General features: G+C 73.1%; 23 protein-coding genes. 13 read left to right on the plus strand and 10 right to left on the minus strand.

All coding sequences use genetic code 11. The annotated features are described in order from the left end of the window. A partial coding sequence (locus tag LB823_RS17080; RefSeq protein ID WP_224649146.1) for an amidohydrolase family protein occupies positions 1 to 742 on the plus strand: 742 nt, incomplete at its 5' end. Between the two features lie 16 nt (positions 743 to 758). Here LB823_RS17080 and LB823_RS17085 read toward each other — a convergent pair. Then, on the minus strand, positions 759 to 1472 hold the full coding sequence (locus LB823_RS17085) for a hypothetical protein (protein WP_224649148.1): 714 nt from the start codon (positions 1470 to 1472) through the stop codon (positions 759 to 761). Positions 1473 to 1614: 142 nt separating this feature from the next. Here LB823_RS17085 and LB823_RS17090 point away from each other — a divergent pair, with 142 nt between their 5' ends. Continuing rightward, positions 1615 to 3123, plus strand: a complete 1509-nt coding sequence (locus LB823_RS17090) for a glutamate-cysteine ligase family protein (RefSeq protein WP_224649150.1) — start codon at positions 1615 to 1617, stop codon at positions 3121 to 3123. Positions 3124 to 3130: 7 nt separating this feature from the next. Here the strand turns inward: LB823_RS17090 and LB823_RS17095 are convergent, their stop codons facing one another. Continuing rightward, positions 3131 to 3670 carry a DUF4334 domain-containing protein gene (locus tag LB823_RS17095; RefSeq protein ID WP_224649152.1) on the minus strand — a complete coding sequence of 180 codons (540 nt, stop codon included), beginning with the start codon at positions 3668 to 3670 and terminating at the stop codon, positions 3131 to 3133. 40 nt (positions 3671 to 3710) lie between these two features. After that, positions 3711 to 5057 carry a TIGR01777 family oxidoreductase gene (locus tag LB823_RS17100; RefSeq protein ID WP_224649154.1) on the minus strand — a complete coding sequence of 449 codons (1347 nt, stop codon included), beginning with the start codon at positions 5055 to 5057 and terminating at the stop codon, positions 3711 to 3713. Between the two features lie 95 nt (positions 5058 to 5152). Here LB823_RS17100 and LB823_RS17105 point away from each other — a divergent pair, with 95 nt between their 5' ends. From LB823_RS17105 to LB823_RS17135, 7 genes are all read left to right on the plus strand, one after another. Beyond that, a complete protein-coding gene (locus LB823_RS17105; RefSeq protein WP_224649157.1) occupies positions 5153 to 6415 on the plus strand; it encodes an NAD(P)/FAD-dependent oxidoreductase in 1263 nt (420 codons plus the stop codon). A gap of 14 nt (positions 6416 to 6429) precedes the next feature. Further along, positions 6430 to 7152, plus strand: coding sequence for a DUF1365 domain-containing protein (locus tag LB823_RS17110; protein ID WP_224649247.1), 723 nt, complete (start codon positions 6430 to 6432; stop codon positions 7150 to 7152). Then, complete coding sequence (locus LB823_RS17115; protein WP_224649159.1) at positions 7149 to 8435, plus strand: class I SAM-dependent methyltransferase; 1287 nt, start codon at positions 7149 to 7151, stop codon at positions 8433 to 8435. Before LB823_RS17110 ends, LB823_RS17115 begins: the two co-directional genes overlap by 4 nt. Continuing rightward, the gene (locus LB823_RS17120) at positions 8432 to 9223 is read left to right on the plus strand and encodes a DUF1295 domain-containing protein (protein ID WP_224649162.1); all 792 of its coding nucleotides are present in this window, start codon (positions 8432 to 8434) and stop codon (positions 9221 to 9223) included. The genes LB823_RS17115 and LB823_RS17120 overlap by 4 nt, the downstream gene beginning before the upstream one ends. Beyond that, positions 9220 to 9816, plus strand: coding sequence for a lipocalin family protein (locus tag LB823_RS17125; RefSeq protein ID WP_224649164.1), 597 nt, complete (start codon positions 9220 to 9222; stop codon positions 9814 to 9816). Before LB823_RS17120 ends, LB823_RS17125 begins: the two co-directional genes overlap by 4 nt. A gap of 86 nt (positions 9817 to 9902) precedes the next feature. Beyond that, complete coding sequence (sigK, locus tag LB823_RS17130) at positions 9903 to 10469, plus strand: ECF RNA polymerase sigma factor SigK (protein WP_224649166.1); 567 nt, start codon at positions 9903 to 9905, stop codon at positions 10467 to 10469. Beyond that, positions 10466 to 11221 (plus strand): anti-sigma factor, encoded by a 756-nt coding sequence (locus LB823_RS17135; protein WP_224649168.1) that lies wholly within the window; start codon positions 10466 to 10468, stop codon positions 11219 to 11221. Before sigK ends, LB823_RS17135 begins: the two co-directional genes overlap by 4 nt. Positions 11222 to 11268: 47 nt before the next feature. Here the strand turns inward: LB823_RS17135 and LB823_RS17140 are convergent, their stop codons facing one another. Together LB823_RS17140 and LB823_RS17145 are read right to left on the minus strand one after the other, a co-directional pair. Continuing rightward, positions 11269 to 12186 (minus strand): MBL fold metallo-hydrolase, encoded by a 918-nt coding sequence (locus tag LB823_RS17140; protein WP_224649171.1) that lies wholly within the window; start codon positions 12184 to 12186, stop codon positions 11269 to 11271. Between the two features lie 25 nt (positions 12187 to 12211). After that, entirely contained in the window at positions 12212 to 13039 is an 828-nt protein-coding gene (locus tag LB823_RS17145) for an SAM-dependent methyltransferase (protein ID WP_224649173.1), read from the minus strand. A 73-nt stretch (positions 13040 to 13112) separates the two neighbouring features. Between LB823_RS17145 and LB823_RS17150 the strand changes: the two genes are divergently transcribed. Next, the gene (locus LB823_RS17150) at positions 13113 to 14432 is read left to right on the plus strand and encodes a sensor domain-containing diguanylate cyclase (RefSeq protein ID WP_224649175.1); all 1320 of its coding nucleotides are present in this window, start codon (positions 13113 to 13115) and stop codon (positions 14430 to 14432) included. On the opposite strand, the gene LB823_RS17155 is transcribed toward LB823_RS17150, so the two are convergent. From LB823_RS17155 to LB823_RS17175, 5 genes are all read right to left on the minus strand, one after another. After that, positions 14402 to 15793 carry an amino acid permease gene (locus LB823_RS17155; RefSeq protein WP_224649177.1) on the minus strand — a complete coding sequence of 464 codons (1392 nt, stop codon included), beginning with the start codon at positions 15791 to 15793 and terminating at the stop codon, positions 14402 to 14404. The genes LB823_RS17150 and LB823_RS17155 overlap by 31 nt on opposite strands. Further along, the gene (gene purL, locus LB823_RS17160) at positions 15793 to 18060 is read right to left on the minus strand and encodes a phosphoribosylformylglycinamidine synthase subunit PurL (RefSeq protein WP_224649189.1); all 2268 of its coding nucleotides are present in this window, start codon (positions 18058 to 18060) and stop codon (positions 15793 to 15795) included. The genes LB823_RS17155 and purL overlap by 1 nt, the downstream gene beginning before the upstream one ends. 22 nt (positions 18061 to 18082) lie before the next feature. Further along, positions 18083 to 19915 carry an adenylyl-sulfate kinase gene (gene cysC, locus LB823_RS17165; protein ID WP_224649191.1) on the minus strand — a complete coding sequence of 611 codons (1833 nt, stop codon included), beginning with the start codon at positions 19913 to 19915 and terminating at the stop codon, positions 18083 to 18085. Then, positions 19915 to 20829 (minus strand): sulfate adenylyltransferase subunit CysD, encoded by a 915-nt coding sequence (cysD, locus tag LB823_RS17170; protein ID WP_374201344.1) that lies wholly within the window; start codon positions 20827 to 20829, stop codon positions 19915 to 19917. Before cysD ends, cysC begins: the two co-directional genes overlap by 1 nt. An 83-nt stretch (positions 20830 to 20912) precedes the next feature. Continuing rightward, positions 20913 to 21833, minus strand: a complete 921-nt coding sequence (locus LB823_RS17175) for an IclR family transcriptional regulator (RefSeq protein WP_224649195.1) — start codon at positions 21831 to 21833, stop codon at positions 20913 to 20915. Between the two features lie 92 nt (positions 21834 to 21925). On the opposite strand from LB823_RS17175, the gene LB823_RS17180 reads away from it, so the two are divergent. From LB823_RS17180 to LB823_RS17190, 3 genes are read left to right on the plus strand one after another with little or no spacing between them, the layout of a single operon-like run. Beyond that, the gene (locus tag LB823_RS17180) at positions 21926 to 23092 is read left to right on the plus strand and encodes a hypothetical protein (protein WP_224649197.1); all 1167 of its coding nucleotides are present in this window, start codon (positions 21926 to 21928) and stop codon (positions 23090 to 23092) included. After that, positions 23092 to 23871, plus strand: coding sequence for an SDR family oxidoreductase (locus LB823_RS17185; RefSeq protein WP_224649199.1), 780 nt, complete (start codon positions 23092 to 23094; stop codon positions 23869 to 23871). The genes LB823_RS17180 and LB823_RS17185 overlap by 1 nt, the downstream gene beginning before the upstream one ends. Next, a complete protein-coding gene (locus LB823_RS17190) occupies positions 23864 to 25021 on the plus strand; it encodes a sulfotransferase (protein WP_224649201.1) in 1158 nt (385 codons plus the stop codon). Before LB823_RS17185 ends, LB823_RS17190 begins: the two co-directional genes overlap by 8 nt. The last annotated feature ends 71 nt before the right edge of the window (positions 25022 to 25092 follow it).

A 25092-nucleotide genomic window follows, 5' to 3' on the forward strand; every position in this document is an offset into this window, starting at 1 on the left:
GGCCCGCGCGCACGCCGAGCGGCTGGCCGACGGGCCGATCCGGATCGCGGGCGTCAAGATCATGGTCGACGGCGTCATCGACAGCTGCACCGCTGCGATGCGGGCGCCCTTCGCCGACGCCGCGGGCCTGCAGGTGGCGATGCACGCCATCGGCGACGAGGCCTCCGACATCGCGCTCACCGCGCTCGAGCGGGCGATCGCGGCCAACGGCCCGCTCGATCGGCGGCACCGCCTCGAGCACCTGGAGACGGTGGCGGAGGAGAACGTCGCGCGGCTCGCCCGGCTGGGCGCGGTCGCGTCGATGCAGCCCGTGCACGCCGATCCGGCGATCCAGGCGACCTGGCGCGCCAACCTGGGCGATCACCGGGTGGAGCGGGGCTACCCGTGGCCCGAGTTCACCGCCGCGGGCGCCGTGCTGGCCTTCGGCTCCGACGCCCCCACGGCGCCGCACCCGCCCCTACCGAACATGTTCGTCGCGTCCACCCGGCGGTCGGCGATCGACCCGGCGCTGCCGGCGAACCTCCCTGAGCTGGCGCTGCCGCTCGCGGAAGCCCTCGGGCACGGCACCCGCGACGCGGCGTACTCGTGCCGGTGGGAGGACGTCGCCGGGACGCTCCGGGCCGGCCTGGCCGCGGACTTCGTCGTGCTCGACGCCGATCCGTTCGTCGCGGGCGAGGCCGCCCTGCTCACGGCGAAGGTCGCGCGGACCGTCGTGGGCGGCCGGACGGTGGCCGGGCGCTGAGCCCCGGCAGGGCCGTCTACTTCGCGGTGCGGACCTTGTTCGTCGCCGCGGCGAGCGCCTGCGTGAAGCCCGCGCGGTCGGCGCGGCCGGTGTCGCTCACCGTGGTCGAGACCAGGAGCACGGCGTAGCCGCGGACCTGCTCGCCGCCGATGAGCTGCTCCTGCGCGAAGCGGGTGTCCTTGCCGTCGACGGTGACGGTGCCCGTGGCCCGGGTGAACACGGCACGCGCGCCCTTCGGGGCGCCCGGCAGCGCGACGGGCGCGGACGTGGCGTTCATGACGACCCGGTCGGCCGAGCCGGGCTTCGGGTTCATCTCGATGCGGATGTTCTCGCAGCCGGCGGGGATGCGGAGCGCGTTGTCCAGCGAGCCGGCGGAGGAGAGCGTCTCCGACAGAGCGGTCCGCTTCGCCTCGTTGACCGCCACGACGATCGGCATGCCCGCGGCACGGCCGAGGGCCGCCCGGTCGATCGTCGGCGCACAGTGCGCCGGGGTCACGCGGGCGCCGGAGATGCCGGTGCCGACGGAGTCGGTGATCTCGGACAGCTCCTTCGGGCTCACCTTCTGCACCTGGTAGCCGGCGGGGAACTCGCCCTGGGTCAGCAGGAGCTGCGCCGCGGGCGTGGTCGGCTTCGCGGGCGCGGCGGACGCGATGCCCGACGGGGCCAGAGCCGCGGGGGCGCCGAGGGCGAGGGCCGTGACGGCCAGGGCGGAACGACGGACGGCGCGCATGAGGATCCCCTATCGGTTCGACGTCAACGATGTCGAGAATAGTTCATCCCCCATCCGCGCCGGTGAAGACCCGACACCGCGGGCGGGCCCGATGACTCCATTCGCCCCCGCGCTCCGCGCCGCTTCTGCAAAGCTGCGAGCCATGGGTGCCGATGTCGATGCCAGGGTGTTCACACGCGAGGACCGCATGCGGTTCCGCCGTCAGGTCCAGCGCGGAACGGACGCCATCGCGCGCATGCTGGCCGAGGGCCTGTTCACGGACGACGGTGCGCCGCCGGAGCCGCTGCTCGGCATGGAGGTCGAGCTCAACCTCGTCGACGACGAGATGGAGCCGGCCATGGCGAACGCCGAGGCGCTGGACGCCATCGCCGACCCGGACTTCCAGACCGAGCTCGGTCAGTTCAACATCGAGATCAATGTCGCGCCAAGGCCGTTCGTCGACCAGAGCACCGAGAACCTGGAGGACTCGCTGCGGGACTCGCTGAACCGGGCCGACGAGCGGGCCCGGGCGGCGGGCTCCAACCTCGTCATGATCGGCATGCTCCCGACCCTCGAGGAGGAGCACTTCGGCAAGCAGTGGTTCTCCGCGAACCCGCGGTACGACCTGCTCAACGAACAGGTCTTCGCCGCCCGCGGCGAGGACATCGAGATCGACATCGAGGGCGCCCCGCTGCCCGGCGCGGTGGTCGGCGAGCGGCTCGACATCACCTCGGACACCATCCTGCCCGAGGCGGCGTGCACGTCGCTGCAGCTGCACCTGCGGGTGGCGCCCGAGGACTTCGCGGCGCACTGGAACGCCGCGCAGGCCATCGCGGGCGTGCAGGTGGCGATCGCCGCGAACTCCCCCTTCCTCGCGGGGAAGGCGCTGTGGCACGAGACCCGCATCCCGCTGTTCGAGCAGGCCACCGACACCCGGCCCATCGAGCTGCGCAATCAGGGTGTGCGGCCGCGGGTCTGGTTCGGCGAGCGGTGGATCACCTCCACCTTCGACCTGTTCGAGGAGAACACCCGCTACTTCCCCGCGTTGCTGCCGGTGTGCAGCGACGTGGACCCGCTCGAGGTGGTCTCCCGCGGCGAGTCGCCGGAGCTGCCCGAGCTGCGGATGCACAACGGCACCGTCTACCGCTGGAACCGCCCCGTCTACGACGTGGTCGACGGGCACGCCCACCTGCGGGTGGAGAACCGGGTGCTCCCCGCGGGCCCGACGGTGGTGGACACCATGGCGAACGCCGCCTTCTACTACGGCGTGGTCCGCGCGCTGGTGGAGGCCGACCGCCCCATCTGGACCCAGATGAGCTTCGACGCCGCCACCGAGAACCTGCACTCCGGCGCCCGCGACGCCTTCGACGCCGGCCTGTACTGGCCCAACGTCGGCTGGATCCGGCCCGATGAGCTGGTGCTGCGCCGCCTGCTGCCGCTCATGGACGCCGGCCTCAAGTCCTACGGCGTCGGTTCGAAGTCGCGCGAGCGGTACATGCAGGTGCTCGAGGGTCGCTGCATCCAGCGCCAGACCGGCTCGTCGTGGCAGCGGCAGGCCGTCGCGAACCGCGAGGCCGCGGGCGAGTCCCGCGAGCGGGCGCTGCGCGGCATGCTCGCCGACTACGTGCAGCTCATGCACGAGGGGAACCCGGTGCACACCTGGGAGGTGTGATCAGGACTCAGCGGCGCAGCACGAAGAAGAACGGCGGCACGTCGCGCAGGTCCATGACGCCCAGCAGGGTGGCGTCGTCGACGCGGCGGAAGTGATCGTTGATGGGCAGCGCGTCGTAGCTCATCGTCGCGGTGACGACGCCGCGGTGCTCCATCATCCGCAGCCGCGCACGGGGTTTCGACGTGCGCACGAGCCGCAGTCCGCGGCGGGCCAGGGGCGCCGTCGCGGTGAGCAGCGCCCGCGGCAGCCGCATCGACGCGCCCAGCGGCATCGCGGCGGGGTTCACCGGGTAGGGGCCGCGCGGACCGTCGAAGACGAGCGGCTGGACGTCGTTCGCGGAGGCGAAACGCTTGCCGTGCCAGCCGTACAGCTCGAGCAGCCCGTCCATGGGGTGGCCGGTGTCGAAGCCCTCACCCCGCCAGTCGCCGAGGATGTCCGCCACCTGCACCGCGGGCAGCGCGTCGTAGAGCGCGAAGGCCTCGGTCGCGGTGCCCGCGGCCTGCAGGCGGGCCAGTTCCGCCGCCGGTGCTCCGGGTGTCGTGGTCATCGGTCCTCCTCGTCGGCGCCGTCGACCCGACGGTACGCGCTCAGCCGCCGAGCAGGTGCGAGAGTGCGTCGTCGACCGCGGGGTACCGGAAGGAGTGGCCGCGTTCCTCCAGCACGGCGGGACGCACCCGCTGGGAGGCGAAGGCGAGGTCGTCCGCGCCCTCGCGACCGAGGAGGAGCGCCGGACCGAACGCCGGGACCGGGAGCAGGGTCGGCCGGTGCACGGCCCGGCCGAGGGCGCGGGTGTACGCGGCATTGCGAACGACGCCGGGCGCGACGGCGTTGACGGGCCCCGACAGGCCGGTGTCCCACAGCGCGCGGTGGTAGACGTCGACGAGGTCGTCGATCCCGACCCACGGCTGCCACTGGCGGCCGTCGCCGAGCCGGCCGCCGAGTCCCGCGCGGAACAGCGGCAGCAGCAGCTTGAGCGTGCCGCCCTGCGGCGCCTGGACGATCCCGGTGCGCACGGTGACCACGCGGGTCCCGTCGCCGGCCCCGTCGTGCGCCGCGGCCTCCCAGCGGCGCACCACATCGGCGAGGAAGTCGGGCTCCGCGGGCGCCGCCGACCCCTCGGTGAGGATCTCGTCGCCGCGGTCGCGCCCGTACCAGCCGACGGCGGACGCACTGACGAAGACGGGCACGCCGGCCCGAGCTGCGGCGCGGGCCAGGAGCCGGGTCGGCTCGATCCGGCTCGCCGCGATCCGCTCCTTGTGCGCCGGCGTGAACCGTCCGGCGATGCTCGCGCCCGCGAGGTGCACGACGGCGTCCACCCCGTCCAGGGCGGCGGGGTCCGGCGCAGCGGGGTCCCAGCGACGTTCGTCGTCGGACCGCGGTTCGCCGCGGACCAGCCGCAGCACCCGGTGCCCGCCGGTGCTGAGGAAGGCAACCAGGTCCGTTCCGACCAGTCCGGACGCGCCCGTCACGGCGATCGTGGACGGCCCCAGGCCCGCGTCGGCCGCCCGACGGTGTGCGGCGAGGTCCCCGGCGAGGCGCCGGTAGCGGAAGGCGATGACCTCGGACAGCAGGCGTTCGGGGACCGGGGTGTGCACCTCATCGGTCACCAGGGTGCGGGTCGCGTCGACGGGCTCGAAGCCGTGGACGTGCCGCCACGGGAACAGGCCCGCGGGCAGGGACCGGGCGCCGCCCGCGGAGACCTCGTCGACGAATCGCCGCCCGGCCACGTACTCCGACGGGACGTGCACCGCGCGCCACTGCAGGCCGCCGGGGAGGTCGATCACCGTCACCCCGTCGGCGAGCGACGTCGCCTGCGATCGGAGCCGCATCGGCAGCCAGGGCGCCTGGAGGCGGGCGAACGCCCCGGGGCGGGAGAACCAGTCGAAGACCTCGTCGACGGGGGCGTCGACGACTGCGGATCCGTGAATTCCCATGGCTCCACGCTAACCGCGCCGCGCCGGACGCACACGGTGAAAAATCTCTCCGCGCCCGGCCCCATCCGGCGGCGCCACGGCTCCGAATGACGGTCATGAACGATGCGAACAAGCGCTTCGCGGTGATCGGCAGCGGGGTCGGCGGACTCGTCGCGGCGCACGAGCTGAGCCGGTCGGCCCGCGTCACGCTCTACGAGCGGGACATCCGTCTGGGTGGGCACGCCCACACCCACGCGGTCGACCTCGGGTTCGCCGATCCGGTGCAGGTGGACTCTGGGTTCCTCGTGCACAACGACCACACGTATCCGGTGCTGTGCGGCCTGTTCGAGGAACTCGGCGTCGCCACGCGGGACGCCGAGATGAGCATGTCGATCCGCGACGACGCGCGCGGCGTCGAGTTCGCGGGCGGCAAGGGGATCCGCGGCCTCCTGCCCACGCCGCGCCACCTGATCGACACGGGTCACCTGCGGCTGCTCGCGGAGGTGCCGCGGTTCCACCGCCGCGCCCGCGACCACCTCCACGGCGACGCGACCGACCTGCCCCTCGGCGCGTTCGTCCTGCGCGAGGGCTTCAGCCAGCGTCTCGTGGAGGGCTTCCTCCGCCCGCTGGTCGCGGCCGTGTGGTCGTGCCCGCCCGACGACGTCGACGCCTACCCGGCCCGCCACCTGTTCCGGTTCCTCGACAACCACGGCATGCTCACCGTCGGGCGGTCCCTGCAGTGGCGCACCGTCGTCGGCGGGTCCGCCCGGTACGTCGAGAAGGTCGCTGCGGGCGTCGCCGACGTCCGGACCGGCACCGGGGTCCGCAGTCTGGCACGCACGGACCGGGGCGTGCGGATCGTCGACGATGCCGGGACCGCGGAGGAGTTCGACGGTGCCGTGGTCGCGGTCCACCCGCACCAGGCACTGGCGCTCCTCGACCCGCCGACCGCCCTCGAGCACGAGCTGCTGGGCGCGATCCGGTACACCCCGAATCCCGCTCTGCTGCACACGGACACCTCGCTGCTGCCGCGAACCCAGAACGCCCGCGGTTCGTGGAACTACCTCGCCACCGGCGACGGACGGCCGGTCTCGGTGACCTACGACCTGACCCGCCTCATGGGCCTGCCCCGCGGCCGCGAGACCGCGCTGGTGACGCTCGGGGGCGAGGACCTCGTCGACCCCGCGCGGGTGCTCGCCGAGCTGCCGTACGAGCATCCGTCGTTCACCACCGAGTCGGTGGCGGCGGCCCGGCGCCTGGACGAGATCTCCGGCCCGGGGCTCGCTTTCGCGGGGGCCTACCACGGCTGGGGCTTCCACGAGGACGGCGCGGCGTCGGGCCTGCGCGCCGCCCGCCGCGTGGCCGGGGTCGCGCCGTGACCCGCCCGCCCGCGATGTACGACACCGAGATCGGCCACCTGCGGCGCTCCCCCGTCGAGCACGGCTTCCGGCACCGGAGCGCGAGCTGGTTCATCGACGTCGACGCTCCGCCGACCGTGCCGCGGTGGCTGCGCCCGCTGGTCTCCTTCCGGGCCGCCGACCACCTGTCCCCCGTCGCCGACGGGGCTGACACCCTCCGCCGCCGGGTCGAGGAGACACTGCGCGCCAACGGCGCCGACGTTCCCGGCGGCCCGATCACCGCCCTCCTCAACGCGCGCTGCCTGGGCTACGTCTTCGACCCGTTGACGGTCTTCTGGTGCCACGACGCCGCCGGGGAGGTCCGGGCGATCGTCGCCGAGGTGCACAACACCTACAGCGGACGGCACGCCTACGTGCTGGGCCCCGGGGCGCGGGACGGCGCGTCGGTCGCCAAGGAGTTCTACGTCTCCCCGTTCCAGCCGGTCGACGGCGTGTACCGCCTCCGGATGCCCGAACCCGACGGGGAGCTGTCCATCGACGTGGTGCTCGAACGGCCCGGACGGGCCCCGTTCACCGCCCAGTGGCGGGGAACCCGCCGAGCCGCGACACCGGGGCGGATCCTGTTGTCGCAGCTGCGCGCCCCACTCGTGCCGCTGCTCGTCGCCGTCCGGATCCGCCGGCACGGCATCCGGTTGTGGGCCTCCGGCCTGCCGCTCGTCCCCCGTCCCGACACCACCGACCAGAAAGCGCATCCGTGACAGTCGAACTCGCACCCCGCAGCTCCCGCGCCGGCCACCGCGGCGCCCCCGTCCCCACCGGGCTCCGCGCCCGCGTCCTCGGCCGCGCGGCCCGCACCCTGCTCGCGCGCGCCGCCGCGCGCAGCGGCGTCGCAGTCACGACGGCGGGCGATCCCGCCCCCGGAGACCCGACGATCGTCCTCCATGCGCCGGATGCCGTGCACCGCAGGATCGGGACCTCCCGGCTCATCGGGTTCGGTGAGGCCTACGTAGCCGGGGAGTGGGACTCCCCGGACCTGGTCGCGGCGCTCACGGCCCTGGCGGAGCGGATGCCCGAGCTGGTGCCGCGGTGGCTGCAGTCGCTGCGCCGCCTCGCGGCCACCGCTCGGCCCCGCACGGAGATCGGCACGCCCGAGCATGTGCGGGACAACGTCTCCCACCACTACGACCTCTCCAACGAGTTGTTCGCGACGTTCCTCGACGAGACCCTCACCTACTCGAGCGCGCTGTTCTCCGCGGTGGAGATCCCCGACGGCGACCCCGGCACGACCCGCGCCGGGGACGCGGGCGAACCCCGTTGGGCGGCACTGACGGAGGCGCAGCACGCCAAGATCGACCGCCTCCTCGACGCCGCGGGCGTCGGCCCCGGCACGCGCCTGCTGGAGATCGGGACCGGCTGGGGCGAGCTCTGCCTGCGCGCGGCGGCGCGGGGCGCGACGGTCCGCTCGGTGACGCTGTCGACGGAGCAGCGCGCGCTCGCGCTGGAGCGGATCGCCGCGGCCGGACTGTCCGACCGGGTGCGCGTGGACCTGCTCGACTACCGCCGCGTCGACGGGACGTACGACGCGGTCGTCTCCGTGGAGATGATCGAGGCCGTCGGCGCCGCGCACTGGGACGAGTACTTCGCGACGCTGGCCCGGCTCGTGGAACCGCACGGCCGGATCGCGTTGCAGGCGATCACGATGCCGCACGACCGGATGCTCGCCACGCTGCGCACGTACACGTGGATCCAGAAGTACGTCTTCCCGGGCGGGATGCTGCCCTCCACCGAGGCCGTCGCGGCCGCCGCCGGAACCGCCGGCCTCGCCGTCCGCGCTCGGCACCGCTTCGGCCCGCACTACGCGCAGACGCTGCGCCTGTGGCGCGAGCGCTTCCTCGCGGATCCCGACGACCTGCCGCCACCGGCGGACGCACCCGAGTTCCGGCGGCTGTGGGAGTTCTACCTCGCCTACAGCGAGGCCGGCTTCCGGTCGGGCTACCTCGACGTGCAGCAGATCGTGCTCGCACCGGAGGCGGCGCGATGAGCGACTTCCTCCTGGTCACCGCCGCCTCGCTCGCGGCCCTCGCCGCGGTCCAGGCGATCACCTTCCTCGTGGGTCACCGCATCGGCCGGTACAACGTGGTGGACGTCGCCTGGGGCGCGGGCATCGTGGCCGTCGCGTGGATCGCGGCCGCGCTGGGCGACGGCGACGCGACGCGCGCCCTCCTCCTCGCCGCGCTCATCACGGTCTGGGGCGTGCGCCTGTCCTGGCACATGTGGGTGAAATCCGCGGGCAAGGGCGAGGACCCGCGCTACACCGACATGCTGAATCGAGCGGGTGGCGGCACCGCGACCGTGATCCGCAAGGTCTTCGTCGTCCAGGGCGCCGCCCAGTGGTTCGTCTCGCTCCCCGTCCAGGTCTCGGCCACCGCCGGGCCCACCACCGGCCCGTGGACCGTCGTCCTGGCGGCGGGACTCCTCCTCGCCCTGACGGGGATCGGCTTCGAGGCCGTCGGCGACCACCAGTTGCGCGCCTTCAAGGCCGATCCAGCGCACCGCGGGCTGATCATGGACCGCGGCCTGTGGGCCTGGACCCGGCACCCCAACTACTTCGGCGACGCCTGCACCTGGTGGGGGATCTGGCTCATCGCGGCCAGCGCGTGGCCGGGTGTGCTGACAGTTATCTCCCCCGTCCTCATGACCTACTTCCTGGTGTACGCCACGGGCGCCCGGCTCCTGGAGCGCTTCATGAGCGAGCGCCCCGGCTGGGCCGCGTACGCCGACCGCACGTCCTTCTTCGTCCCCCGACCTCCCCGAGGAGAGAACCGATGATCCGCACCGCCCGCTCCGCCGCCCTCGCCTGCACCGCCGCCCTCGCCGTCGCGACAGCCGTCGCGGGTCCCGCCGCCGCGGCGCCCCTCGGCCCCGTCGCGAAGGTCGACGTGGCCCGCTACGTCGGCACCTGGCACCAGCTGGCCACGATCCCCGCGCCGTTCAGCGCGCAGTGCGCGCGCGACACCTCGGCGACCTACCGGATCGTCGACGCGACGAACGTCTCGGTCCACAACACGTGCACCACGTGGACCGGGTCGACCTCCTCGATCCGGGGCAACGCCCGCGTCACCGACCCCCGCACCACGGCGCAGCTCCACGTCTCCTTCCCCGGCGTGCCGACCCAGGAGGCCCTCGACGGTCCGCCCAACTACGTGGTCGCGGCGCTGGCTCCGGACTACTCCTGGGCGTTCGTCGGCGATCCGGCGCGACGCAGCGCCTTCGTCCTGTCGCGGACGGCGGCCGTGCCGCCCGCCCGGTGGGCGCAGGTGCGCGCCACCGCGGAGCGGCTCGGCTACAACGCGTGCACGATCCTCAGCACGCCGACCACCGGGGGACTCGAGCGGATAGCGCCGCTGTGTGCGCTCCCCTGACGGTGTCGCGCCCCGCGGTCGGGGGCGGAATCCGGTCCGGTGTGCCGGGAACCGGTAACGTACCGCGGGACGAAGGAGGCACCCGGATGACCCGTGCGCGAACCGAGGCCGACGACCTGCTCGAACGCACCGCCGCCGGCGACGTCGGGGCCTTCCGCGAACTGTACGAGCGTACCGGTCGCCTCGTCTTCGGCACGGCGCTGCGGGTGATCGGCGACCGCGGCTACGGCGAGGAGGTCGCGCAGGAGGTCTACCTCGAGGCGTGGCGCAAGGCCGCCGATTTCGACGCCGCCCGCGGATCCGCCGAGTCCTGGCTCGTGACGATCGCGCACCGTCGGTCCGTCGACCGGGTCCGCGCCGAACGCTCCCGCGGGGAGCGCGAGAACAGCTTCGCCCATGCGAGTTACCAGCGCCCGCACGACGTGGTGGCCGAGACCAGCGAGCAGCGGGAGGACTCCGGTGCGGTGGTCGACTGCCTCGACACGCTCAGCGAACCGCAGCGCGACGCCCTGACCATGGCCTACTACGGCGGCCACACCTACCGCGAGGTCTCGGAGCGGCTGGACGCCCCGCTCGCCACGGTGAAGAGCCGCATCCGCGACGGCATCGCGCGCCTGCGCCGCTGCCTCGAGCCCCTCGGAGTGCTGTCATGAGCGACGTGCCGGCAGGGACCGGGAGCGGGGACGCGCTCCTCGACGATGCGGAGGTCTACGCCCTGCACGCCCTCGACGCCGACGAGCGGTCGGGCGTCGAGGCGGCGCGCGAGGCCGCGGCCGCCGACGTGCGCGAGGAGTTCGACGCCCGGGTCGATGCGGTGCGCGAGACGATGGCGGCGCAGGCCGCCCAGTACGGGGTCGAGCCGCCCGCGGAGGTCTTCGAGCGCGTCCTGGCCCAGGTGGTCGACGATCCCGGGGTCACGCCGATCCGCCGGAACCGCCGGCCGTCGCGCACGGCGCTGCGCGCGGTCGCCGCGGCGGCCGTCGTGGTGGTCGCCGTCGCGGCCGGCGTCGTCCTCGGCCGCTCCGTCCTCGCCGGACAGGACGGGCGGGCACCGTCGGAGACCGAGATCGTGCTCGCGGCGCCCGACGCCCGGACCACGCGGGCGCGGGTCGGCGACGCGACCATCTCGTTCATCTACTCCCGCGAGCGCAACGCCGGCGTGGTGCTGATGAACGACGTCCCGCCGCCGCAGGACGGCACCGTCTACCAGATGTGGCTGATGGACCCGGGCGGCGGCGCCCGCTCCCGCGGCACGATGACGCAGGCCGACGTGCGCCCCACGACGACGGCGGCGGTCACGTCGATCGACGGCGCGGTGACGTTCGGCATCTCGATCGAGCGCCCGGGCGGCGCGGCCACCCCGTCGGACCGGATCGTGACGACCCTGCCGATCGCGCCGCGCTGATCGGCGCCGGCCGGGCGCCCGCGGCGGTGCGGCGCGGGCGGCCCGGGCTAGTCGCGCCAGGGGTCGGTACGTCGCCACGGCGTCGGAAGGTACAGGGACACACCGTCCTCGGCCGCCAGCCGACTGAGCGCCGCCATCGATACGTCGAGGTCGTCGCCCGCGTAGGGCAGGGCGCGCAGCCCGCGGTCCAGCGGCCGGAAGAAGTCGTCCCAGTGCGTCAGGACCACCCGCCGGGCGCCGACGGTCCGGACCGTCTCGGTCCAGTACTGCTCGATGTAGGCGCCGGACTGCAGGCCCAGCTGGCCGATGCCCAGGTACACGACCTCCGCGCTGCGCCCCGTCAGCGCCCCGGGCACGAAGCCCGCGCTCCCGACGACGAGGGCCGTGCGCTCCGACGCGCGGTGGCGCACCAGCATCGACCACGCCTCCCCGCAGCGGTAGGCCGACGCGCGCACCGGCGGGACGACCGGGCGGGTGATCTGCCCCGGGTACCGGTCGGGCGGGCAGTGGTGGCCCTCGATCAACGTGAGGTCGAAGCCGCCGAAGCCGCGCGGCGCGGTGTCGCGCACCACCTGCACCTGTGCGGCGGGCAGCGCGTGACCCAGGTGCGCGACGGATGCGCCACCGACCAGGACCGCCCCGGTCCGCTCCGCGATCACGGCGGAATCCATCGCGTGGTCGAAGTGCGTGTGCACCGGCACCACCGCGTCGAGGCGCTCGACGCCCAGCCTCCCCAGCCCCGCGTCGATCCGCGGAACGGACGGCTCCAGGCGGCGCACCCCCACCGACACGAGCGACGGCCGCGAGAAGAAGCCGTCCGTCATGATGGCCGACGCGCCGTCGCTGATCAGCAGGGTGGTCACGCCGGCCCACGTCACGGTGACGGGCGCCGCAGGCGCCGCCGTGGAGTCGTCGACCAGGGCCGCGTAGTCCGACAACCTCGGACGGCCGGGCTTGATCCTCATCGGCCCATGATGGCACTGCCGCCCGTCACACGATCCGGCCCACGCCGACGTAGCCGTAGTCGCAGCGCAGCTGCGCCTCGGTGAGGGGGTACTCGGGACGCCACCGGCCGTAGCGCACCAGTCCCGGCTCGAGGATCTCCGTGCCCTCGAGCCAGGAGAGGATCTCCGCGCGCGGACGGACGTTCAGCGGCGTACTGGTGTGCTCGTAGCGCCGCCGCACCCACCGCAGCTCGGCCGCGATCTCCGGGTGGGCGGAATCGTCGGAGACGTGCGACAGGGCGATCATGCTGCCCGGGACGGCGGGCTCCCGGTACCGGCGGAGCAGCCCGGCCGGGTCGTCCCCGTCGCCGACGAAGACGAAGGTGCCGACGGCGAGCAGACCGATGGGCCTGCCGAAGTCGATGAGCCCACGGGTCACGGGGTGGTTCAGAACGGCGTCGGGGTCGCGGATGTCGACCTTGAGCACCCCCGCGTGCGGATCGTCGCCGACGAGTTGGCGCCCGAGCTCGAAGGCGATCGGCTCGCGGTGGACGAAGACGGTCCGCGCCTCGGGGTTGACCAGCCGCGCCAGCTCGTGGACGGTGCCGCCGGCCGTGATGCCCGAGCCGAGGTCGAGGAACTGGTCGATGCCCGCGTTCGCCATCGTCTGCACCGCGCGGCGGGCGAAGGTCCGGGTGAGCCGAGCGCCGAGCGCCCAGTGCGGGGCCTCCCGGGCGATCTCCTCGCCGGCGTCCCGGTCGACCGGGAGGTAGCTGGTGCCGCCCAGGAAGTAGTCGTAGAGCCGCGATCCGTTGGGGCGGTCCATGTCCAGCGGGATCGTCGACGGTGCGTCCGGCGGTTCGAGATTCGTCATTGCAACGTCGAATCTAACCGAACTCGGCGCCCCGCGTAGAGTGCTCGGACAGAACCGGGATCGAGGAGGGGCAGTGGGGGAATCCTCGTCACCGCTGGGCTTCCTCGCGCGCGGTGAGTCCGTCGTCGCGCTGCTGGTGGACGAGTTCCTCATGTCGATCGCGGACGACGTCTACCTCCCGCTGCCCGCCGCCGTCGTGCGGGCGGAGCTGCTCACCGCGTTCCAGTCGGTGATCGCCGCGCTCGGCGCCGACGACTTCGACCCGGCGGTGGGTCGCGACGTGGGCCGCCTCCTCGTCGCCCTGCAGATCACGGTGCCCGCGGGCGCCGCCGCCGGCGGACGGGCGATCGCGACGCTGCCCGACGCGCTGGTCCGGGAGCCGACGGCGGAGGTGCGGCGCCGGACCGCCCTCATCCTCGCGGAGTACACCGCCGGCTACGCCGAGGCCCTGACGCGCCGCATCATCGACGGGCAGGCCGTGGTGCACCGGGCGGCGCAGTTGGCCCGACGGTCCGCCGAGGAGGGCGAGCGGCAGGCGCAGGCCCGGCTGCGGGTGATGTTCGAGCACGCCCGCTCCCCCGTCTTCGTCGCCGACGAGCGGGGCCGGCTCCTCGAGGCGAGCTCCGCGATGACCCGCATGATGGAGTCCAATCCGAAGCTCCTCGGGGCGTCGGGCGACGACGTGCGGCCGCTCCTCGCCGACGACCCGGCCGACGTCGAGCGGGTCCTGCGGGAGCTGGCGGACGCGAACGACGAGGGGGTCACCCGCTTCCTCGAGCACCGGCGGCTGCGCTTCCTGGGCGACACCAGCGTCGGGCGCTGGGCGCTGAGCCGCGTTCCGGCGCAGGGCGACCGGCCGGCGCTGCTCGTGGGCGTGGGGCACGACGTGACGGAGCTGCGGGCGACCCACGCGGAGCTCAGCCATCTCGCCCATCACGATGCGCTGACGGGGCTACCGAACCGGCGCAGGCTGCGCGAGGACCTCTCCGACGCGCCCGCCGGCAGGGTCGGCTTCTGCCTCATCGACCTCGACGGCTTCAAGGCGATCAACGACCGATTGGGGCACGCGGTGGGCGATCGGCTCCTCGTCGCGACGGCCACGCGGATCCGGACCGCGCTCGCCGGCGTCGGCACCCTGTACCGCGTCGGCGGCGACGAGTTCGCGGTGCTCGTCTCCCCGCCCTTCCGGCCCGACGACGCCGCGCAGCTGGTGCACCGCGCGCTGGCCACGCCCATCGAGTTGCCCGCGGCGGGCGGCGCCGAGGCGCACGCGGTACGGATCGGCGCGAGCATCGGCACCACCACGACTGCGGAGGCCGGCTCCTCGGTGGAGTCGCTGATCGTCGGTGCGGACGCGGGTCTCTACCGCTCCAAGGACGCCCGGCGGGCCTGAGCTCGCGCGTGCACGGTGCCGGCGATCCACAGCAGCGCGACGACCAGTGAGGTCGAGAGCACCTGGTACCGCACGTCGTCGTTGGCGATCGCGAGGACCACGATGCCCAGCAGCACCACGAGCACGGCCCACGAGAGGTACGGGTAGCCCCACATCTTCAGCGGCAGCCGGGTCCCGTCGCGCTCGGCGCGGCGGCGCAGCACGATCTGCGAGGCGATGGTGGCGAGCCAGGTGACGATGAGCGTCGACCCGACGACGGCGAGCAGCCGGTCCAGCACCTCGGAGCCCCAGATGTACGTCGCGGGCACGGCGAGGAAGCCGATGACCGAGCTCGCGAGCACCGCGAGGACGGGCACGCCCGACGGGTTCGCGCGCCCGAAGCCGGCGGGCGCCATCCTCCGCTCGGCGAGCGAGTAGAGCATCCGCGAGCTGCCGTACAGGTTCGCGTTGAGCGAGCTGAGCAGCGCCACCACGATGACCACGCCGAGCGTGGTGCCCACCGCGGGCAGCCCCGCGGCCTTGAGCACGGCGACGAAGGGTTCCTTCGCGACGGCCGGGTCGTCCCAGGGCAGCGCGAGCAGGATCACGGCGACGCTGCCGACGTAGAAGACCAGGATCCGCCAGACCGTGGCGCGGATGGCCCGCCCGACGGTGCGCTCCGGGTCCCGGGTCTCGGCCGCGGCGACGGCGACGATCTCGATCCCGCCGAAGGCGAAGGCCACCACCAGCAGGGCGGCGACGACGCCGCTGATGCCGTGCGGCGCGAAATCGGTGAGGTTGCCCAGCCCGGGCGAGGGCGCCGACGTCCAGCCGAGCAGGTAGCCGACGCCGATGACCAGGAAGAGCGCGACGAAGACGACCTTGATCAGCGAGAACCAGAACTCGAACTCGCCGAAGCCGCGGACCCCGGCCAGGTTCAGCGCGGTCAGCGCGACCATGAAGACCAGCGCCCACACCCACACCGGCGGCCCGCCGGGCAGCAGTCCGTTGAGGATGGCCGCCGCGGCGACGGCCTCCGCGGCCACCACCAGGCACAGCTGCACCCACCACAGCCAGCCCACGGCGAAGCCGGCGCCGGGCCCGAGGGCACGCCCGGCGTAGTAGGAGAAGGCGCCGGGGTTCGGGTCGGCGGCGACCATCTCGCCGAGCATCCGCATCACGGCGATGACGACGAGCCCCGCCACGGCGTAGGCGATGAGCACCGCCGGTCCGGCCAGCGCGATCCCCTTGCCGGCGCCGACGAAGAGCCCGGCGCCGATCGCGGAGCCGAGGCTCATCATGATCAGGTGCCGGGCGCGGAGCCCTGCGTGCAGCCCCTCCTCGGCGGGCGCGGCGGTGTTCTCGTCCGACGGTGCCGCCATCAGGCGAACAGCGCGGGCAGCGTGCCCTCGTGCGCGGCGCGCAGGTCGGCCAGCGTCACGCTGAACCGGCCCTGGACCTCGACGGAGTCGCTGCCCTGGTCGACCACGCCGATGCGGACGGCCGGGAGCTCGCGGGCCGCGCACATCGCGGCGAACCGGGTCTCCTCGGTGCGCGGGACGGCGACGAGGACGCGGCCCGTCGACTCCGAGAACAGCTGCACGAACGCGTCGGAGCCCTCGGGCAGCAGCAGGCGGCAGCCCGTCTCGCCGGCCAGCGCGGCCTCGGCGACGGCCTGCCACAGGCCGCCCTCGGACAGGTCGTGCGCGGCGGACACGAGGCCGTCGCGGGACGCGGCGGTGAGCACGTCGGCGAGCAGCTTCTCGCGGCCCAGGTCCACGCGCGGCGGCACGCCGCCGAGGTGATCGTGCTCGACCTGCGCCCAGATGGAGCCGTCGAACTCGTCGTGGGTGTCGCCCAGGAGGTAGAGGGTCTCGCCGGGCTCGGTGCCGAGGCCGGTCGGGATGCGGCGCCGCACGTCGTCGATCACGCCCAGCACGCCGATCACCGGGGTCGGGAGGATCGCGGTGCTGCCGGTCTGGTTGTAGAAGCTGACGTTGCCGCCGGTCACGGGGATGCCGAGCTCGACGCAGCCGTCGGCGATGCCGTGCACCGCCTGCTGGAACTGCCACATCACGCCCGGGTCCTCCGGCGAGCCGAAGTTCAGACAGTCGGTGACGGCCTTCGGGGTGGCGCCGGTGACCGCGACGTTGCGGTAGGCCTCGGCGAGCGCGAGCCGGCCGCCCTCGTACGGGTCGAGGTAGGTGTAGCGGCCCGAGGCGTCGGTCGACAGGGCGATGCCGCGCTGGGTGCTCTCGTCGATCCGGATGACGCCGCCGTCGGCGTGCTCGGCGAGCACGGTGTTGCCGCGGACGTACCGGTCGTACTGCTCGGTGATGAACTTGCGCGAGCACAGCGCGGGCGAGGCCAGCAGCTTGAGCGCGGTGGCGCGCAGCTCGTCGTCGGAGGCGGGGCGGCGCAGGCCCGACGTGGTGTCGGCGATGAGCGCGTCCATGAACGCGGGCCGCTCGACGGGCCGGGTGTAGACGGGGCCGTCGTGGGCGATCGTGCGCGCGGGGGCGTCGACGACGGTCTCGCCGTGCCAGTCGATGACGAGGTGCTCGCCGTCGGTGACCTCGCCGATGACGGTGGCCAGGACGTCCCACTTGGCGCAGACGGCCATGAACGCGTCGACGTTCTCCGGGGTCACCACGGCGCACATGCGCTCCTGCGACTCGGAGGAGAGGATCTCCGCGGCGCTCATGCCCTGGGCGCGGCAGGCCACCTGGTCGAGGTCGACGTACATGCCGCCGTCGCCGGCGGCCGCCAGCTCGGAGGTGGCGCAGGACAGGCCGGCCCCGCCGAGGTCCTGGATCCCGACCACGAGCTTCTCGCGGTACAGGTCCAGGCAGCACTCGATGAGCACCTTCTCCATGAACGGGTCGCCCACCTGCACCGACGGCAGCTTCTTGGGCTTCTCGTCGGCGTCGAAGCTCTCGGAGGCGAGCACGGAGACGCCGCCGATGCCGTCGAGGCCGGTGCGGGCGCCGAACAGGATGATCTTGTTGCCCTTGCCGGAGGCGAAGGCCAGGTGCAGGTCCTCGGTGCGCAGCACGCCGGCACACAGCGCGTTGACCAGCGGGTTACCCGCGTAGGAGGCGTCGAAAACGGTCTCGCCGCCCACGTTCGGCAGGCCCAGGGAGTTGCCGTAGCCGCCGACGCCGCGCACGACGCCGTCGAGCACGCGCCGGGTGTCGGGGGCGTCGGCCGGGCCGAAGCGCAGCTGGTCCATCACGGCGATCGGGCGCGCGCCCATCGCCATGATGTCGCGGACGATGCCGCCCACGCCGGTGGCCGCGCCCTGGTAGGGCTCCACGTAGGACGGGTGGTTGTGCGACTCGACCTTGAAGGTCACCGCCCAGCCGTCGCCGATGTCCACGACACCCGCGTTCTCGCCGATGCCCGCGAGCATCGTCGACCGCATCTCGTCGGTGGTGGTCTCGCCGAAGTACCGCAGGTGCACCTTGGAGCTCTTGTAGGAGCAGTGCTCGGACCACATCACCGAGTACATGGCGAGCTCGGCGTCGGTGGGTCGGCGGCCCAGGATCTCGCGGATCCGCTGGTACTCGTCGTCCTTGAGTCCGAGCTCGCGGTACGGCTGGTCGACATCGGGCGTGGAGGCGGCGTGGGAGACCGTGTCTACGTGCACCAGCCCAGTTTAGACGGGTGATTCACGGCCGGAGTTTCAGCCAGCGGTCCAGCACCACCAGCGCCTGTTCCGCGGGCTCCCCGTCCTCGGGCCGCAGCACCAGCTCGGGCCGTTCCGGCGCCTCGTAGGGCGCGCTGATCCCGGTGAACTCGGGGATCTCGCCGGCCCTCGCCTTGGCGTACATGCCCTTGGGGTCGCGCTGTTCGCACAGCTCGACGGGGGTGTCCACGAACACCTCCACGAAGGGCAGGCCCGCCTCCTCGTGCTGCGCGCGGATCCGGTCCCGATCCTCGCGGTACGGGCTGATCAGGGAGGCGATCGCCACCGTCCCGGCGTCGGCGAGCAGCTGCGCGACGGCACCCACGCGCCGCACGTTCTCGGCCCGGTCGGCGGCGGAGAAGCCGAGGTCGGCGTTGAGGCCGTGCCGCAGGTTGTCGCCGTCGAGCCGGTACGCGGGCACGCCGCGCGCAACCAGCAGGCGCTCGAGCTCGCACGCCACCGTCGACTTGCCCGACGCGGAGAGCCCCGTCAGCCAGACGGTGCCGCCCCGCGTCGCGCGGTCCTCGCGCCGCACGGCCGCGCCGTGCCAGACGACAGCGGTCGACTTGAGGGTGGGGCCGGTGATCATCCCCGCGGCGACGGTCTCGTTGGTCTGCGGATGCACCAGCACGAAGCTGCCGGTGGTCCGGTTGCGCCGGTACGGGTCGAACAGGACGGGGCGGCGCGCGGTGAGCTGCACCCGGCCGATGTCGTTGAGCCCGAGCTCGGCGGCGTCCTGATCGCGGTGCAGGGTGCTGGTGTCCAGCCGGTAGTCCAGCGCCTCCACCCGCACGGGCTCGGCGGTGTGGGCGTGCAGCATCCGGTACTCGGCGCCGACGGTGAGCTTCGCGGTGTCGGAGAACCAGCAGAGCGTCGTGTCGAGGTCCGTGGCGGACTGCGGGCGGTTCGCGGGCCGGCACAGCACGTCGCCGCGGCCCACGTCCAGGTGGTCCGCGAGCCGGACGCACGCGGCCTCCCCCGCCTCCAGCCGGTCGGCCTTCGCGCCGCCGGGCCGGTAGAGCTCGGCCACCGTCGTGGTGAAGCCCGACGGGAGCGCGACCACCTCGTCGCCGACCGCGAACGCCCCGGAGGCGACGGTGCCGGCGACGCCCCGGAAGTCGCTGTCGCGGGGCCGGATCACGTACTGGACCGGCAGGCGCGCGTCGATGAGGTTGCGGTCGCTCACCACGTGCACGTTCTCCAGGTGGTAGAGCAGCGACGGGCCGTCGTACCAGGGGGTGTTCGCCGAGCGCTCGGTGATGTTGTCGCCGAGCAGCGCGGAGACCGGGATGGCCTCCACGTCGTGCACCTCGAGCTTGGCCGCGAATTCGGCGAACTCGGCGCGGATGGCGTCGAACCGGGCGCGATCGAAGTCGACCAGGTCCATCTTGTTGACGCACAGCACGATGTGCTCGACGCCGAGGAGCGAGGTGAGGAAGGTGTGCCGGCGGGACTGCCGGGTGAGGCCGTGCCGGGCGTCGACGAGGATCAGCGCGACGTCGGCCGTCGACGCCCCGGTGACCATGTTGCGGGTGTACTGCTCGTGCCCGGGGGTGTCGGCGAGGATGAACTTCCGCGTGGCGGTGGCGAAGTAGCGGTGGGCGACGTCGATCGTGATGCCCTGTTCCCGCTCGGCCCGCAGGCCGTCGGTGAGCAGCGCCAGGTCGACGCCCTCCTCTCCCCGGGCGGCGGTGGTGGCGGCGACCGCGCTGAGCTGGTCCTCCAGCACGGACTTGGATTCGAAGAGCAGCCGTCCGATGAGCGTCGACTTGCCGTCGTCCACGCTGCCGGCCGTCGCGATGCGCAGGATCTCCATCAGAAGTACCCCTCTTTCTTCCTATCCTCCATGCCCGCCTCCGAGATCCGGTCGTCGGCGCGGGTCGCGCCGCGCTCGGTGATCCGGGTGGTGGCGACCTCGGCCACGACGGCGTCGGGGGTGGTGGCGTCCGATTCCACCGCGCCGGTGCAGGTCGCGTCGCCGACGGTGCGGAACCGCACGGTCCGGCGCTCGGGCGTCTCGCCGGGCAGGGGCGCGACGAGCGGCCCGGTGGACAGCAGCATCCCGTCGCGCTCGATCACCTCGCGCTCGTGCGCGTAGTACAGCGCCGGCAGGGCGATCGCCTCGGCGGCGATGTACTGCCAGATGTCGAGCTCGGTCCAGTTCGAGAGCGGGAACACGCGGATGTGCTCGCCCTTCTGGTGCAGGCCGTTGAAGATGTTCCACAGCTCGGGGCGCTGCGCGCGGGGGTCCCACTGCCCGAAGCGGTCTCGGAAGCTGAAGATCCGCTCCTTGGCGCGGGCCTTGTCCTCGTCGCGGCGCGCCCCGCCGAAGGCGGCGTCGAAGCGGTGCTCGCCGAGGGTGCGCAGCAGCGTCGCGGTCTGCAGCCGGTTGCGGGTGGCGCCCGGGCCGGTGGGCTCGACGACGGCGCCGGAGTCGATGTCGTCCTGGACGCTGCCGACGACGAGCCGGAGCCCGCGGTCGGCGGCGAGTTCGTCGCGGAAGGCGAGGACCTCGTCGAAGTTGTGCCCGGTGTCGATGTGCAGCACCGGGAACGGGATCGCCGCGGGCCAGAAGGCCTTGGCGGCGAGGTGCACCATGACCACCGAATCCTTGCCACCCGAGAACAGCAGCACGGGCCGCTCGAAGGTGGCCGCCACCTCACGGAAGACGTACACCGCCTCCGCCTCGAGGAGCCGCAGATGATCCGCGGCGACCGTCGTCTCCACCACTCCAACCTCCGGTTCATATTTGGACCATTGCGGTCCATTCTTGTTCCGAAGATTAGAACCTGTTCTCGCCGACTGTCAACACCTCAGCGCCGCGGCTTGCTACCCCCGATCCGGACGGTGATCCGGTCGGCGGCGGCGACGAGCGCGGCCGCCCGCTCCGCGATCCCCCGTTCGTCGAGCTCGGCGCTCACGTAGATGCTCGCGACCATCGCCTGCGCGCCGTCGCCGTCGAAGACCGGCGCCGAGATCACGCTGACGTTCTGCGCCGCGCCACCGTCTTCCGCCTCGCCCCGCAGGTGAACACGGTCGCCGATGCCCGCGACGACCTCCCCGATCAGAGCCCGCAGCTCCGCGGGGATGTCGCCGGGCACGCCGGCCATGAGCCGGTACAGCTGCTGCCCCGCGGGGGTGAGCAACTCGACGAGGTAGCCGTCGGCACGGCAGGTCTCGATGACGCGGGCGAGCCGGTCGCCGTCGGCGCGGACGTGATCACGCGCGAGCCACCGCTCCAGCCGGCCGGTGCGGTCCCAGAGCACGTACATGAGCCCGATCGGCGGGGTGAACGGGTAGCTGTCGCCGACCGTGACCATCGCCGGGCGCCCCGGGTCGACGGCCACGTCGAGCACCGTCACCCGGTCGCCGACGACGCCCGACAGCGAGACCGGGTGCCCGAAGGCCTCCCACAGCCCGGCGAGCACGTCGCCGCCCGCGGGGTCGGCCCGCAGCGAGGTACGAGCGGCCCGCCCGAGGGGGATCAGCGCCGGCCCGAGACGGTAGGTCTTGTCCCGGTCGTCCCGGATCAGATATCCCGATTCGACCAGCGTGGCGGCGATCCCGAGGCAGGTCGGCTTGCTCAGGCCCACCCGCCGCGCGAGCTCCGAGATGCCGAACCGCTCCCGCTCGTGCCGCGAGAGGAAGTCGAGCACCGCCACCACGCGCTCGGTGGGCGGCGAGGTCCGCCCCGCCGCCACGGCCCGCTCCGCCGATTCCACCGACTCCGTCATCGCCACTCCTTGACACTCGCCGACACCTGCGCCTACGGTCTGGAACAGGTTCTACCACATTGGTCCACATTTGTACCACTATCGGAGGTGGGATGTACAGCGATCCGCTCGTCGCGGCGATCACCGAGGCCGAGGGCCTCGTCGCCGCGGCACCGCACATCGAGACCGAGGCCGACCTGCTGGAGGGGCTGCAGTACCTCGCGCAGGGCGTGGCGGCCTGCGTGCACGGCGCCTTCCACTTCGACAAGGACCACCCGTTCCTGCTCAGCGGCACGGGGCCGTTCACGAAGATGGGCCTCGACAACCCGGACACGCTGTACTTCGGTGCGCGGGTCGACGGCGCGCACGAGTACGTGGTCACCGGCCGCCGCGGCACCACGTGCGACGTCAGCTTCCAGGTGCTGGGCGGCGGCGAGTACACCGACGACAACGTGCCGGCCAGCACCGTCGCCTTCGACGACCGCGAGCTGAACGTCGACGCCGACGGCCGGTTCGAGGTCCGCTTCGGCCCGGGCGAGGCCGTCCCCGGCTCCTACTACCGGCTACCTCCCGGCAAGGCGCAGTTGGTGATCCGCGAGGTCTTCGACGACTGGTCGGCGGAGCGCAGCACCTTCGCCATCGCGCGCGCCGATACCGCGGGCACCGCCCCGCCCCCGGTCACCCCCGAGCTCATGGCCAAGCGCTACGCCGCCGCGGGCAAGCAGCTGGTGAACCGCGTGAAGACCTGGCTTCAGTTCCCCAAGTGGTTCTACGACCCGCTCCCGGTGAACACGCTGACGGCGCCGCGGCTCACGCCCGGCGGCCTCGCCACCCAGTTCTCGTCGGTCGGGCACTACGACCTCGCCGACGACCAGGCGCTGATCATCACGGTCCCCCGCGGCGACGCGCCGTACCTGGGCTTCCAGCTCGGCAGCCTCTGGTACATCTCCCTCGACTACATCCACCACCAGACCTCGCTCAACGGGTCTCAGGCACAGGTGGACCCGGACGGCATGATCCGGATCGTGGTGTCGAACAACGATCCCGGCGTCGCCAACTGGATCGAGACGCTCGGGCACCGCCGGGGCTACCTCCAGTTCCGCTGGCAGCGCACCGCTTCCCCGCTCACCGCCGCCGACGGCCCCACCGCGCAGGTGGTCCCGCTCGCGGAGGTCGCGCAGCACCTCCCCCACCACGCGGCCAACCGCATCGAGGGCGCCGCGTGGCGCGCCCGCATCGCGGAGCGCGCGCGGCTCATCGGCGAAAGGATGGTCGGCTGATGGCCGGACTGGGCCTGGACGGCAGGGTCGTCGTCATCGCGGGGGCGGGGCCGGCCCTCGGCGCCGTGCTCGCCCGACGGTTCGCGGACGAGGCCGCGCAGGTCGTGCTCGTCGCGCGGACAGCGGAACGCCTCGAAGCGATGGCCGCTGAGATCGACGGTGCCGTCGCGATCCCCGCGGACATCACCGACGAGGACTCGCTCGCCGCGCTGGCGACGCAGGTCCAGGAGCGCTTCGGCCGGGTCGACGCGGTGGTCAACAACGCGTTCACGTACCCGTCGATGCAGCGCCTGGTGAAGACCGATCCCGCGCACATCCTGCAGAGCGTCGACCTCATGGCGCTCGGCGCGCTGCGCACCGTGCTCGCCTTCCGCGAGGCCCTGGCCGCCGCGGACGGCGGCGGCGCCGTGGTCAACGTGAACTCGATGGTGATCCGCCACTCCGACCTGCGCTACGGCGGCTACAAGGCCGGGAAGACGGCGCAGCTCGCGCTCGCGCAGTCGCTCGCCACCGAGCTCGGCCCCGAGGGCATCCGGATCAATTCCGTGGTGCCGGGCTGGATCTGGGGCGACACGCTCAAGGCCTACTTCGAGTACCGCGCCAGCACCAAGGGCGTCACGGTCGAGGAGGACTACGCCGACGCGGCGAAGAACTCCGACCTGCGGCGCCTGCCCACCGAGGACGAGGTGGCCTCGGCCGTCCTGTTCCTCGCCTCACCCCGCGCGTCCGGCATCACCGGCCAGACGCTCGACGTCAACTGCGGAGAGTTCCATGTCTGAGATCACCACGTCCGTCGGCACGGTCGACGATCTGCACGAGTCCGCGATGCGGCGCACCGGGCTGAGCGACTTCGGCGACCCGTCGGACGGCTATCGCGAGGCCCTGCAGGTCCTGCTGGACTCCTACCGCGACGAAGCGGCGCTCACCGAGCTCGGCTCGAAGCTCTCGCGCGTCTTCCTCCGGGGCGCGCTCTCCGCGCGCCTCATCAGCGAGGCGGCGTTCGCGGCGAACCCCGGCCACGCCGACGTCGCCGTCGAGCGGCCGATGTTCGTCACCGGCCTCCCCCGCTCCGGCACGACGGCCCTGCACCGCCTGCTCGACGCGGACCCCGGCAATCAGGGCCTGCAGATGTGGCTGGCGGAGGTCCCGCAGCCGCGACCCCCGCGCGCGACCTGGGCGGAGAACCCCGTCTACAAGCTCCTCGACGAGCAGTACGCACAGCACCACACCGAGCACCCCGAATTCATGGGGCTGCACTACATGTCGGCGTCGGAGGTCGAGGAGTGCTGGCAGCTGCTGCGCCAGTCCGTGCACTCCGTCTCCTACGAGTGCCTCGCCCACGTCCCGTCGTACGCGGCCTGGCTGGCCGAGCAGGACTGGACGCCCGCGTACCGCCGGCACAAGCGGAACCTGCAGCTGATCGGCATGAACGATCCCGGCAAGCGGTGGGTGCTCAAGAACCCGAGCCACCTCTTCGCGCTCGACGCGGTCCTCGAGGTGTACCCGGACGCCCTGATCGTCCAGTGCCACCGGCCGGCCGAGACGATCATCGCCTCCGTCTGCTCGCTCGCGCAACACGCGACCGAGGGCTGGTCGACGGCCTTCACCGGCGCGACCATCGGCGCCGATCAGCTCGACACCTGGGCGCGCGGGCTCGACGCCTTCGACGAGGCCCGCGCCCGGCACACCGCCGACGGCCGCGGCGATCAGTTCGTGGACGTGGACTACCCCGACCTGGTCGCCGACCCGCTCGGCACCGTCGGGAACATCTACGAGGGGTTCGGGCTGGAGCTGACCGATGATGCGCGGCAGTCGATGTCGGCGATGCACGACGCCAGCCGCTCCGGCGCCCGCCGCCCCAACCACACCTACTCGCTCGAGGACTACGGCCTCACGGAGGATGCGGTCCGCGCGCGCTTCGCCCGCTGACGCAATTGAACGACGTTTTGGAGAGCGAACCCGCAGGTCGGACTCTCCAAAACGTCGTTCAATTCAGGCGT

It is taken from the genome of Tsukamurella sp. M9C, assembly GCF_020169415.1.
Classification (GTDB): Bacteria; Actinomycetota; Actinomycetes; order Mycobacteriales; family Mycobacteriaceae; genus Tsukamurella.